This is a genomic window from Shewanella sp. SR43-4, from assembly GCF_014163845.1.
Classification (GTDB): Bacteria; Pseudomonadota; Gammaproteobacteria; order Enterobacterales; family Shewanellaceae; genus Shewanella; species Shewanella vesiculosa.
In genome coordinates, this window is sequence record NZ_JACJEB010000001.1 from 108,148 (window position 1) to 120,680 (window position 12,533).

At 41.5% G+C, this 12,533-nt stretch carries 13 protein-coding genes; 9 read left to right on the forward strand and 4 right to left on the reverse strand.

The features are described from left to right. Positions 1–5: 5 nt before the first annotated feature. The 4 genes from folK to H5123_RS00495 all read left to right on the forward strand — a co-directional run bounded on the left by folK (position 6) and on the right by H5123_RS00495 (position 3,320). Positions 6–491 (forward strand): 2-amino-4-hydroxy-6-hydroxymethyldihydropteridine diphosphokinase, encoded by a 486-nt coding sequence (gene folK, locus H5123_RS00480; protein ID WP_182696689.1) that lies wholly within the window; start codon positions 6–8, stop codon positions 489–491. A 68-nt stretch (positions 492–559) separates the two neighbouring features. Next, complete coding sequence (gene panB / locus H5123_RS00485) at positions 560–1,354, forward strand: 3-methyl-2-oxobutanoate hydroxymethyltransferase (RefSeq protein WP_182696690.1); 795 nt, start codon at positions 560–562, stop codon at positions 1,352–1,354. Between the two features lie 78 nt (positions 1,355–1,432). Beyond that, on the forward strand, positions 1,433–2,287 hold the full coding sequence (panC, locus tag H5123_RS00490) for a pantoate--beta-alanine ligase (RefSeq protein ID WP_124018342.1): 855 nt from the start codon (positions 1,433–1,435) through the stop codon (positions 2,285–2,287). Between the two features lie 514 nt (positions 2,288–2,801). Next, positions 2,802–3,320 (forward strand): DUF4124 domain-containing protein, encoded by a 519-nt coding sequence (locus tag H5123_RS00495; RefSeq protein ID WP_182696691.1) that lies wholly within the window; start codon positions 2,802–2,804, stop codon positions 3,318–3,320. A 55-nt stretch (positions 3,321–3,375) separates the two neighbouring features. Here H5123_RS00495 and H5123_RS00500 read toward each other — a convergent pair whose 3' ends face one another. Further along, complete coding sequence (locus H5123_RS00500; RefSeq protein ID WP_165870192.1) at positions 3,376–3,573, reverse strand: YheV family putative zinc ribbon protein; 198 nt, start codon at positions 3,571–3,573, stop codon at positions 3,376–3,378. Between the two features lie 175 nt (positions 3,574–3,748). On the opposite strand from H5123_RS00500, the gene H5123_RS00505 reads away from it, so the two are divergent. Both H5123_RS00505 and H5123_RS00510 read left to right on the forward strand, forming a co-directional pair. Then, complete coding sequence (locus H5123_RS00505) at positions 3,749–5,659, forward strand: ABC transporter ATP-binding protein (RefSeq protein ID WP_182696692.1); 1,911 nt, start codon at positions 3,749–3,751, stop codon at positions 5,657–5,659. 72 nt (positions 5,660–5,731) lie between these two features. Next, complete coding sequence (locus H5123_RS00510) at positions 5,732–6,208, forward strand: TIGR02444 family protein (protein ID WP_182696693.1); 477 nt, start codon at positions 5,732–5,734, stop codon at positions 6,206–6,208. Positions 6,209–6,510: 302 nt separating this feature from the next. On the opposite strand, the gene H5123_RS00515 is transcribed toward H5123_RS00510, so the two are convergent. The 3 genes from H5123_RS00515 to H5123_RS00525 form a co-directional block, all read right to left on the reverse strand. After that, positions 6,511–7,296 (reverse strand): sulfite exporter TauE/SafE family protein, encoded by a 786-nt coding sequence (locus H5123_RS00515; protein WP_182696694.1) that lies wholly within the window; start codon positions 7,294–7,296, stop codon positions 6,511–6,513. A gap of 643 nt (positions 7,297–7,939) precedes the next feature. Further along, a complete protein-coding gene (locus H5123_RS00520) occupies positions 7,940–9,529 on the reverse strand; it encodes a GMC family oxidoreductase (RefSeq protein WP_182696695.1) in 1,590 nt (529 codons plus the stop codon). Between the two features lie 23 nt (positions 9,530–9,552). Continuing rightward, a complete protein-coding gene (locus H5123_RS00525; protein ID WP_124018333.1) occupies positions 9,553–10,065 on the reverse strand; it encodes a TAT leader-containing periplasmic protein in 513 nt (170 codons plus the stop codon). Between the two features lie 112 nt (positions 10,066–10,177). Here H5123_RS00525 and H5123_RS00530 point away from each other — a divergent pair, with 112 nt between their 5' ends. The 3 genes from H5123_RS00530 (at position 10,178) to H5123_RS00540 (ending at position 12,482) form a co-directional block, all read left to right on the forward strand. Beyond that, the gene (locus tag H5123_RS00530) at positions 10,178–11,191 is read left to right on the forward strand and encodes a hydrolase (protein ID WP_182696696.1); all 1,014 of its coding nucleotides are present in this window, start codon (positions 10,178–10,180) and stop codon (positions 11,189–11,191) included. Positions 11,192–11,203: 12 nt separating this feature from the next. Next, positions 11,204–11,452: a YheU family protein gene (locus H5123_RS00535; RefSeq protein ID WP_124018331.1), complete on the forward strand. Its 249-nt coding sequence runs from the start codon at positions 11,204–11,206 to the stop codon at positions 11,450–11,452. 133 nt (positions 11,453–11,585) lie between these two features. Further along, entirely contained in the window at positions 11,586–12,482 is an 897-nt protein-coding gene (locus H5123_RS00540) for a phosphoribulokinase (RefSeq protein ID WP_124018330.1), read from the forward strand. Positions 12,483–12,533 lie beyond the last annotated feature (51 nt).

Below are 12,533 nucleotides of genomic sequence, written 5' to 3' on the forward strand. Positions count from 1 at the left end.
CCACCATGGCGGTGCAAGTGTATGTCGCCTTGGGCGCAAATTTAGCAGAGCCGGTACAACAACTCGATGTTGCTGTAACGGCGCTCAACACATTAGCACTTAATAACACCTTGAGGGTGTCAGCTTATTACCGCTCTAAACCTATGGGCGATGTGATACAACCCGATTATGTCAATGCTGTAGCAGGGTTTCAAACCGAGCTATTGCCGATTGAATTGCTCGATGCTTTACAAGATATCGAGCAACAACAAGGACGTTTGCGTCTCGAACGCTGGGGACCTCGTACCTTAGATTTAGATTTGTTATTGTATGGTACACAATACATAAACCAACCTCGTCTTTGCGTGCCTCACTATGGCATGAAACAACGTAGTTTTGTGTTAGTACCATTAGCAGACATTGCACCCACTTTGACACTGCCTTGTAACACAAGCCTTGAAAGTCTTATTAATGTGACAATGCGTGATGAATTGCAAAAGCTTATCGATTAAAGTTGATATTAATGCACAGCACATTAAGCTCAGCTTTTAGTATTTCAATATTGTTTTAAGAGTCTACTATGTCAAAAGTCACCAGCTCTACCCTGATCAAGTTCAAACAAGAAGGTAAAAAGTTCACCGCATTAACAGCTTATGACGCTAGTTTTGCCAGCGCATTTGACAGCGAAGGTGTGGATGTACTTTTAGTGGGCGACTCACTCGGTATGGTACTTCAAGGCCATGACGACACCTTGCCCGTTACGACTGCCGATATTGCTTATCATACAGCTTGTGTTAAACGGGGGATTTCGCGCGCATTACTGATCGCAGATATGCCATTTATGAGTTACGCCACCCCAGAACAAACCATGACTAACGCGGCAATTCTTATGCAAGCTGGTGCCAGCATGGTTAAATTAGAAGGCGGTCATTGGTTACTTGAAAGCGTAAAAATGTTAACAGAGCGTGGTATTCCAGTCTGTGCCCACTTAGGATTAACCCCACAATCGGTCAACGTATTTGGCGGCTTTAAAGTGCAAGGTCGTGATGCTGATAATGCCCAGCGTATTTTAGATGAAGCCAAAGCAATACAAGCAGCTGGTGCACAATTATTAGTGGTTGAATGTATTCCGGCATCGCTTGCTAAAGCCATTACTGAAGCACTGACCATTCCGGTTATTGGGATTGGTGCTGGAGCAGACACTGACGGCCAAATCTTGGTAATGCATGATGTATTAGGCATTTCCAGTGGTTATATCCCACGTTTTTCTAAAAACTACCTCAAACAGACTGGCGAGATCCGCTCAGCAATCAAAGCTTATATTGATGAAGTCGCTAACGGTAGCTTCCCTGCCGAAGAGCATACATTTAACTAATGATTTAGTTGCTCCTTTAACGAGCCATTGAATGTACATCAATTAACGACATTGTTTTTATTAAGGTTTCCACAGAAAATGATTACCACTGCTGCTATTTCAACTATTCGCGAACATGTAAATGCTTGGCGTCGTAAAGGCGAAACCGTTGCCTTCGTGCCAACAATGGGTAACTTACACCAAGGCCACATCACCTTAGTGAACGAAGCTAAAAAGCGTGCAGATCATGTTGTGGTATCTATTTTTGTTAATCCAATGCAGTTTAGCGCTAACGAAGACTTGGACGGGTACCCACGTACATTAGAACAAGACAGCGATAAGCTGATGGCTGCCGGAACAGAAATATTATTTACCCCAACGCCTGAGATAATCTATCCCAACGGTTTAGCACAACAAACATTTGTTGAAGTACCAGACATTGGCGATCAACTGTGTGGCGCAAGCCGTCCTGGACATTTTCGTGGCGTGGCAACCATAGTGACCAAATTGTTTAATATTGTCCAACCAGATATCGCCTTATTCGGTCGTAAAGATTTTCAACAATTAATGATTATTAAAACCATGGTGAGTGACTTATCCATGCCGATTGAAGTGATTGGTGTTGACACTATTCGTGAAGCATCAGGACTGGCAATGAGTTCTCGAAACGGCTATTTAACCGCAGAAGAAAAACACTCAGCTGCAGCGTTAAAACAAGCATTAGATACTATTGTTGAAGCCATTAAACACGGAGAATCGACAGAAGTAGCGATTGTAACAGCCAAAAAGCAGCTAACTAATGCCGGCTTTACCCCAGATTACCTCGAAGTGAGAAATGCCAAGACGTTACGTCAAGCAACAGCAACAGACACTGACTTAGTGGTTATTGCAGCCGCTTATTTAGGTAAAGCTCGCTTAATTGATAACGTGTCATTCTCACGTAACTTAAGCTAACTAAACAGCTAATCATCACCAAAGAAAACATTCCGTTTTCGGTTTAAGTACATCAAATAACAGTAAAGATGGTTTTTTATTCAAATTTCGATTGTCAAAAAACTGGTTTTATCGATAAACTTGGGCCATATTTAACCGATAACATGATGTTATCGGTATGAATGTGGCTATATTATCAGCCAGCATAACAACTATGTATGAAATTTCTGCTGCTTATTGTGGTTTATTTGTTACTAATTTTGCGTGTAGCTTAATCTAAAAACATGCTAATATTCTTAACGTTATAGACAAATAACACAAATAAAACCAACACGAGGGTAACAAAAGCAAGTGGCTTGGTAAGAGGCAAAAATACAATGACACTGGTAGTACATTTACAATAAATGCCACTACCATTGGCAGCTAGACAAGGTAGTCGGTTGTTAAATTGAATTAATGTCGAAAACTCTCGCATAGAAAACGTAACCAACTGATATCAAATCATAATTGTGATGACAAAAGGATGTGTGGCCGCATGGCAAAAAGACTACTATTTATCATACTCGCCATGAGCGCATTTACCGCTCAATCCAATACTATTTACAAATGTATGATGGATGACAAAGTCGTTTTCAGCCAAACCGTCTGCCCACAAGAGTATCGTCAGCACAAAATTGAATACCAATTAGGTATTACCACCGAAGTCGACTCCGACAAGCACGAACTTAAAGAAGACCCATTAAAAGCCCTGCTGAATAAACAAACTATTTCTAAAGAGAAGTTACTGCAACTCCTTGATGGTGAAATGTATCGTCTAAAGCAAGAAAACAGCTACTTTGAAATATTACGTGCTAGCGAAATACAAAAACTTGATCGCAAACGCTTTTGGCAAACTAAGCCTAAAGACGATCCAAGTTATGGCTTAGAATTACAAGAGATTAACGATCGCTTTGATGATCTTACTCAGAATAACGTCGATGTGATTAAGGTACTAAATCAGCATAAAATGAAGATAACAGCTGAAACACAACCAGATGAATACATGAGTAATTAACCTCAACGGCTGAAAAAGTATTGAGGTTTGTTGTGAGTAAAATGTTTAGTCAGGCTTAATCTGGTTTAAATACCCCTATCATGCTGCCATTCGTTTTTTGCGGCACTTTAATGTCCGTTTGCTGCTCACGATAATCACATTCAGTACATTCAACCGTTTCAATCCCATTTTCTTTAAACAATAAAATACTGTCTTTGGCACTGCATTTAGGACATTTAGCGCCTGCAACAAAACGTTTCTTAATTTTGGTCATGATTTACTCGACTTAGTGTTTATACAATGAGCTGTTGACTCAATACGGCATTTATCAATTTATACGCCTATTTTGCCATGATTAGCCCACATGAGTCCCGTGATTGTGGGAAATAAATCGGATATGCGATATTATCTGCACCATTATTCTATTCTTAAGTATCAAGTTGTAATTAATGATCAACATAAGCCAAGCTCAGTTAATTCGCGGCAGTAAAACCTTACTCGATGAAACCTCACTGACAATTTATCCCGGACACAAGGTAGGCCTTGTCGGCGCCAATGGTACAGGTAAATCATCATTGCTTGCCTTAATTCTGGGTCATTTACATCTTGATAAAGGTGAATTTAGTTTCCCATCAGGTTGGCAAGTCGCCTCTGTTGCACAGGAAACACCAGCATTAGATGTGTCGGCATTAGAATACGTGCTTGATGGCGACACTGAATACCGTGATTTAGAGGCCCAACTAGAGAAAGCTCAAGCAGACAATAACGGTAACGCCATTGCGCTTATCCATGGCAAAATTGATGCTATTGGCGGCTATGCCATTAAAGCTCGAGCAGGGTCGTTATTAGCCGGCCTAGGCTTCAAAGATGCAGACCAAAGTAATCCGGTTAAAAGCTTCTCTGGTGGTTGGCGTATGCGTCTTAACCTAGCCCAAGCACTACTATGCCGCTCAGATTTATTGTTACTCGATGAGCCAACCAACCACTTAGACTTAGATACCATGTATTGGTTAGAAGGTTGGATTAAATCCTATCAGGGAACACTGATTTTGATCAGTCACGATCGAGACTTTATCGATGGGATTGTCGGTGAAATTGTTCATGTCGAGAATCACAAATTAAATTACTACAAGGGTAACTACTCTTCTTTTGAGCGCGTACGCGCCGAACGTATGGCCCAGCAGCAAGTTGCCTTTGAACGTCAACAAAAAGAACGCTCGCATATGCAGTCGTTTGTTGACCGTTTCCGCTATAAAGCCAGTAAAGCTAAACAAGCACAAAGCCGCTTAAAGGCGCTAGAACGGATGGCGGAGTTATTACCATCGCAAGTAGATAATCCATTTCAAATGGCCTTTAGAGAGCCCGAAGCGCTGCCTAACCCATTAGTAGTGATGGAAAATGTCTCTATTGGTTATGAAGATAATACGATTCTTAAACAGGTTGAGTTAAACCTTGTTCCTGGCGCGCGTATTGGTTTATTGGGTAGAAATGGTGCTGGTAAATCGACACTGATCAAACTGTTGTCTGGGCAGTTACAAGCTAAAACGGGCAAGTATCAACCTAACCCAGGATTGAATATTGGTTATTTTGCTCAGCATCAAGTTGAGTTTTTAACCCTTGATGATTCGCCAATGCAACACTTGATCAGACTGGCGCCAGCAGGCGCGCGCGAACAAGAATTACGTAACTTCTTAGGTGGATTTGGCTTTAATGGTGATATGGCCTTATCGCCAGTGCGACCATTTTCGGGCGGCGAAAAAGCGCGTCTGGTTTTAGCATTAGTTGTTTGGCAACGTCCAAACCTATTATTACTCGATGAGCCCACCAACCATTTAGATTTAGAGATGCGCCACGCGCTCACCATGGCATTGCAATCATTTGAAGGCGCCATGGTAATTGTGTCACATGACCGTCACCTATTACGATTGAGTTGTAGTGACTATTATCTAGTTGATCAAGGTGTAGTAACACCTTTTGATGGCGACTTAGATGATTATCATCAATGGTTACTTGATGCCGCTAAATTAGCCCAAGCCAACAACAAATCAGAAACGCCCACCAGCGGTGATGCAGTTGATAAAAAGCAGCAAAAGAGAATGGAAGCTGAGCTGCGCCAAAAAGTATCACCACTGAAAAAACAACAAGTAAAGTTAGAAACCCAGCAACAGAAAATGAGTACCAGATTAGCTGAATTAGAAATTGAATTAGCCGATGGCAGCTTATACGAAGCCGAGAACAAAGCTAAAATGACTAACGTTCTCAACGAGCGAACCACACTGACTCAAGCCATGGATGAAAGTGAAATGCATTGGTTAGATATTCAAGAACAAATTGAGCTTATCGAGCAAGACTTCCAATAAGCGGTTAGTCTTGATTATTTTATTGGCATTTGTGCTGTTAATCCACACCACAAATGCCACAAGGAATACAGTATGTCGCAGCCTTTAAATCGCCAAAATTTTAGTCACACTATTTGGCATAATTGCGAGCAAAGTTATTCTATTAACCCTATATTTTACATAAATCTACAAGACAGTTATCACGTCAATATTAACATTTTATTATTGGCGCAATACCTCGATGAACAGTGTTATATGTTAACGCAGCAACATTGGGAAACATTGACTAAAGTCATAGAGCAATGGGAAGCAAGTGTACTTCAGCCTTACCGAGGTTTACGCCGGATCGCCAAAGCCCATTTAAACAGCGACGAATATCAGAAAATGCTCGAAGTAGAGTTAATTATGGAACGTAAATCTCAGTACATGTTATTGCATAAATTGAATTTACTGGATGGCAAAATCATCGATGCTGATGATGATTGTGATAACCCTGAACCGACAAACACACAACACTATCTTAGTTTATTTGGCTTAGATAAAAGCGTTATGGCTGAGTTAACCTCGTAGGTTCTTATTCACTGGTAATAGATGTAACTTAATTCCTTCTCCAGACTCCCAAGCTATACTATTAAGCGTCAAATAGATCATAGCGCATATTTGGGCCTAAAAATAACCGCCTCCAATGGCTTCAACGCTTGCACGCTTGTAAGCCAACGTCTTACTTTATATTGGCTTGATTTTGCTCTTTCACTCGCGAACTTGTTGGCATCAATTGGATGATCAGCTCTTTGCCAACTCAGAAAGGTTCCTCTATTTATTCAACCAGGCCACGCAGCAGCCGTTTAGCAAAATAGTTATGTTCTGGATACTTAAACACTGTCTAAACCGGCATAAATATCAAAAAAGAAATAGGCTGTAGTGGCAATACTCGCCACAATAACAAACTGTCTGACATGCTTTTGCGGGAGTTTGCGTGACACATTTGCCGCAACATAGCCACCGACGATAGTGCCACATAACACAATAGAGCCTTCATACCAGGCTATTACATCATTAAAAATGAACAGTACGATAGCGATGAGTGAGATTGTCGATGAGATTAATAGCTTTAACCCATTCATAGCATTGATGTTAGTGTGACCAGCTAATGCTAAGTAGCTCAGTGAAATGATGCCTAGCCCAGCGTTGAAGAAACCGCCATAGATCGATACTCCTAAGAGTATTATGGCTAATAAAACTCCGCCTATGGATGATGCATGCCGGTGATGGGATACCATTTTTTTTAACCAAAAATTAATTGCCCCACCAAAAATAAACAGTACGGTAGCAAATAGAAGTAACCAGGGAATGGCCTCTCGAAACACTGCTTCAGGTATTTTTAGTAATAACCATGCACCAGTAATCCCGCCCATTAAGCTGATTGTTACGATTAGGAGCAGTTCATCTTTATGAGCAGAAATCTCCTTTCGAAAGGCATAAGTACCACTCATATAACCAGCACATGATGCAAAAGTATTTGTTGCATTGGCTATAATGGGAGGTATACCAACAAACATAAGCGCAGGAAAGGTAATAAAGCTTCCTCCGCCTGCAATTGAATTAAGAACACCGCCAAAAACACCTGCTAAGAAGAGAAAAACCATTTCAAATAACATACTTAATAACAATCCCTTGAGCATTAAATTGGCTAGACGATAACACATTTTCATTGAGTCAAATAGGGACTAAGATAAGCCTTGAGAAGGCTCGACTCTTCATCGAAACGAACAAGCTTTGCAGCAAACACAAGTTAGGGTTCTTAACGTTAAAATGTATAAACTCGACTCAGAGCTTAAGGCCGTTGAAAAATAACATCAACGACCAATAAGCATTCAAGGGAAACGCCCCCCTTGAAAACGTTAGCACTTTCATTGTGGAATAAAATAAGCTGAAGCTGATTTTTAAGCGACGTTAAACCCTAGATTAATTTCCATCGTAATCTTGTCGAAGTGAATGTGGTTAGCTTGGAAATAACACGGTATTACCGACATCATTAAGCCAACCGAAAGGCAAACCCACTCAAAATTTTTAGCTAATAGCGTCGATAACAGTAAAAAACCATCAATTTAGCAAGGCAAAGGCTCTGAGCCTACTATCCTATCGACGAGTAATACGGATTTTTTTATTGGCATCTTTTAAGCACTCGATATGACATCGATTGATAAACTTTATCAAGTCGTGAATGTTCAAGCTGACTCTTATGCAACCACAAGCAATCAATGTAAAAAACACCTATCAGCGGTATAGGAGCCAGTTCAGTTAGCTCGTTTTAGTCAGCTTTTGGGCTAATGCTGTCGCATTTCGGGCGACAAGGCCATAAATAGACAATTGAGGATTAGCCCCCAAACTGGTTGGAAATACCGAACCATCCATCACAGATAAGTTTTCCAGGTAATGTGAATTACCAAATGTATCAACCATTGACAGCGTTTTATCTTCACCCATAGCACAGCCGCCCATAACATGAGCCGACGCAACTATGGTTTTTAGTAAGCCTAAATCGACATCATTGATAGCCTGCTTTGCTTCACTCCATGAGTTTAAAAATGACAAGCCATCGTGCATTGGTAATACTTTTTTAGCACCTGCAGCAAATTGTAACTCAGCCATCGACAAAAATGCTCGACGAGCACCATCCCAGAAACCTTGGCCTAAAGGATAATCTAATGCAAAGCCGTTATCAGTTAACCGAACCTGACCACCAGGACATTGCTGATTGAAACCATCACGTATAAGCGCAATGGTCACCTGCATTTGGTTAAAGTTAGCCATTAACTGGGCGTGACTAACGCCATAACCAATGGTTTTTGACGCGATTAATACCGGATGAACAGGGGCAACTTCAAGTTTATAACCTAGCTCTCCAGCAGCGCCATCATGCCAGACAAATTCATCGGAATAGATAGATTGTGGCGCTCCACTGTGGCCATTAATTTGCTCATCAAATATCCCGCCTGACAACAATGAAGGGTGTAAGAAGGTTTTGCCTAATTGTTTGTGCGGATCGGGGGTATTAGAACGCATTAAAATAGTCGGGGTATGAATCGCACCGGCACTTAAAATATAATGCCTGGCACTGAAAGTGATGTTCACCGACGTGGGCTTTAAGCCTTGCGTTAAAGCCTGCGCGGTTAAGCCAACAACTTTATCACCTTTATGCTCAAGCTTAATCACTCTGGCGCGTGAAATTAGCGTAGCGCCTTTATCAAGCGCTGCGGGTATGGTGGTAACCAACATTGATTGCTTAGCATTAACAGGACAACCCATACCGCAATAACCAGTATTCCAACAGCCTTTAACATTACGTTTGATGACGGTGTAATCCCAACCTAATTTTTCGCAACCTTCTCGTAATGCACCGTTATTACGGTTAGGTTCATATTGCCATTGTTCAATATTGAGGCGTTTTTCCATTAACTCAAACCACGGCAGTAACACTTGCGAAGATAACCCTTTGACCGACTTTTCTTGTTCCCAAAAAGCCAATGTTTGTTCCGGCGTTCTAATCGCTGTAGTCCAATTGACTGTGGTTGAACCACCTACTGCACGACCTTGGAATATACCTATGCCTTTATCTGCCGTTTTCATCGCAGCAGCCTGCTGGTATAGATTAGGATAAGCGTGGCGCTCTTCCATATCAAAGTCTGTCGATGATTTGAGCGCACCGCCTTCAATCATAATCACTTTTAAGCCAGCTTCTGTGAGTATTTCTGCTGCAGTACCGCCACCCGCACCGGTTCCCACAATAACCACATCCGCGTCAAAGTGACGATCGATCTCTAAGGTGCTCGCATCGATATGATGCCAACCCGCGCTTAAACCAGTAATAATAGGATCAATAATGGCCAAGGTAATACTCCCTATAAGTAGGATTAATGCGCGTTAGGCACCAAGAAAGTGGGTTTTACATAACGTAAATTTCCCCAATGCTCTGGACAGGCGTAATAGCTTGCCATAATCAATTCACGTAATCCGCCATAAGCGGTGGTTAACATGTCTAAATAGTTATGACGCCAAAACTCTAGCATGTCGATCAATTGCTGAGGTTCTCGCATTAACAGCGGCGTCATACTGCCACTGAGTAGCAACAATCCTAAACGACCTTCGAGTAAATTTAATAACTCCATCAACTCTTGCTGCTGTTCAACAGGCAGGTGGGTAATTGATTGTGAGATAGCATCCAGAGTGCGATTAATAGCAAGCTCTCTCTGACTAGGAACCTCAGGTAATGCGCCATCTAGGAATACCGGGATCAACACACCAAATAATACGCGGTGATGAATATCCTCCGAAGAAGTTGTGATGTTTGGCAAATATAAATTAACGCCTAATGCTAATGCAGCCGTTCCAGCAAAAGCACCAGTGAGAAAGGTACGCCGCTTCATTTACTTCCCCTTGAGTTTATTGTTGTCTATATTTTTTATGTGGTAGAGTGGCATGAGTAACATTTAAACATACGTTTAAATTTTCACAAACAATTACAGAAATATTCCGTCTATGAAAACCTTGTTCACTCCGCCCTGGTGGGCTGCTAGCCCCCATGTGCAAACGATTCTACCATTCCTATTTAAAGTGGCCAAACCAATAACATTTCGGCAAAGGCAAGAGCTACCTGACGGCGATTTTGTCGACTTAGATTGGTTAGGACAAGCCCAGAATGGCCAGCCTATCTTAGTCATTATTCATGGTCTTGAAGGTAACACAGAATCTCACTATGTACGCAGAATGCTGATTGAAGCCAAAAAAGCCAAGCTGGCAGCTGTTGTCCATCATCATCGCGGTTGTTCAGGTGAGCCTAATCGCTTAGCTCGCAGTTATCATAGCGGCGATGTTAACGACTTAGCCTATACCCTAGGGCAACTCAAACACTATTATCCGGACTCACCGCTTTATGCTGTAGGTTACAGCTTGGGCGGTAATGTATTGGCAAAATATCAAGGTAGCACTCAGCAACATAGCTTACTCGAACGTGCTGTAGTGGTATCAGCACCGTTAACGTTAGGAGCTTGTGCCAAACGCTTGGAGAGTGGCTTTTCAACTCTCTATCAACGTTTTTTGATTAAACGTTTGCAGCAAAAAATGCTCGATAAAATTAATACTACAGATTTAACCGAACAAATGCCGATCACAAAAGAGCAGCTCAAAATGCTCAACACCTTTTATTTATTTGACGATAAAGTGACAGCACCATTACACGGTTTTACTGACGTTAATGACTACTATCAGCAAGCTAGCGGCCTAGGTTATTTACAGTATATAACTAAGCCCACACTGGTTATTCACGCTCAAGACGACCCTTTTATGACCGCTGAAGTGATCCCGACCCAAGATCAATTATCGCCAATGGTTGAATACGAGTTACATGAGTTTGGTGGTCATGTGGGATTTATTGCTGGCGGCTGGCCTTGGAAGCCACATTTTTATCTTGAGCAACGTGTCATCGCGTTTATTTTCTCTGAAGAAAATACGCTAACCGAGCCAGACGGATCATCTTCTCCACTAAGTCATTAATAGGAATACACCATGCTTGTGCCTTATGAAGCGTTACTCTCATTACCTCAAGAAGTACTTCAACGTATGATAAAAGAGTATCTATTATCACAACTTGAAGATGGCAGTTTTAGTGATGCCAACGAGCAACAATTAACCAGAGCAATAGAACAATGTAAGCTTGCGCTCAAAAAAGGCGAGTTAGTGGTTGAATTCAGTGAAGATGATGAGTCTATTGCCATTCGGCAACGGGAACACATTTCACGTCCGTCTTTCGACTAGATACAATACAAAAACACTGATTTTGCGACAAAATGATCACATTGTTACCCTTGAAGAATTGACCCACGGGTAAAGATTACCGTATAACTAGTGACTGGTTTTTTCGCGTCCACACATTACCTAGGCAAATAACATGTCAGCAAAACATCCTATTATTGCTGTAACCGGCTCTTCCGGTGCTGGCACAACCACAACTACAACTGCCTTCATTCATATTTTTAGACAGCTGGGTATTAATGCCGCATTTGTTGAAGGTGATAGTTTCCACAATTTCACTCGCGCTGAAATGGAAGTGTTAATTAGAAAATCACAGGCTGAAAATCGTAATCTGAGTTATTTTGGGCCCGAAGCAAATAATTTCAAAAAACTCGAAGAGTGTTTTACCAGCTACGGCAACACAGGTAATGGTCAAACTCGCAGTTACTTGCATACGTTTGACGAAGCCGTGCCATTTAATCAAATGCCGGGCACATTTACTCAATGGCGTGATTTACCTGCCAATACCGATATGCTCTATTACGAAGGTCTTCACGGTGGTGTAGTAACTGAAGATGCTGATGTGGCTAAACATGTCGATCTGCTGATTGGCATGGTACCGATTGTTAATTTAGAGTGGATCCAGAAGATCATTCGCGATACAAACGATAGAGGCCATAGCCGTGAAAAAGTCATGGGATCGATTGTGCGCAGTATGGATGATTATATTAAGCACATGACGCCACAATTTTCACGGACTCATATTAATTTTCAACGCGTGCCGACCGTGGACACCTCAAACCCCTTTAGCGCAAAAGACATACCCAGCCTAGATGAAAGCTTTTTAGTCATCCGCTTTCGCGGTATTAATAATGTTGATTTTCCTTATTATCTCAACATGATCCAAGGCTCATTTATGTCACGCGTCAACACACTGGTTGTTCCCGGTGGAAAAATGTCATTGGCAATGGAATTAATTTTGACGCCATTAGTGAAAGACTTAATGGATAAACGCTTAGAGCTGCAAAATCTTAATGATATCAAACTCGATTAAGTTTGATTTAAGTCAGAACCACTAAGATAGGCCCATCGTGATTTCAAGCGA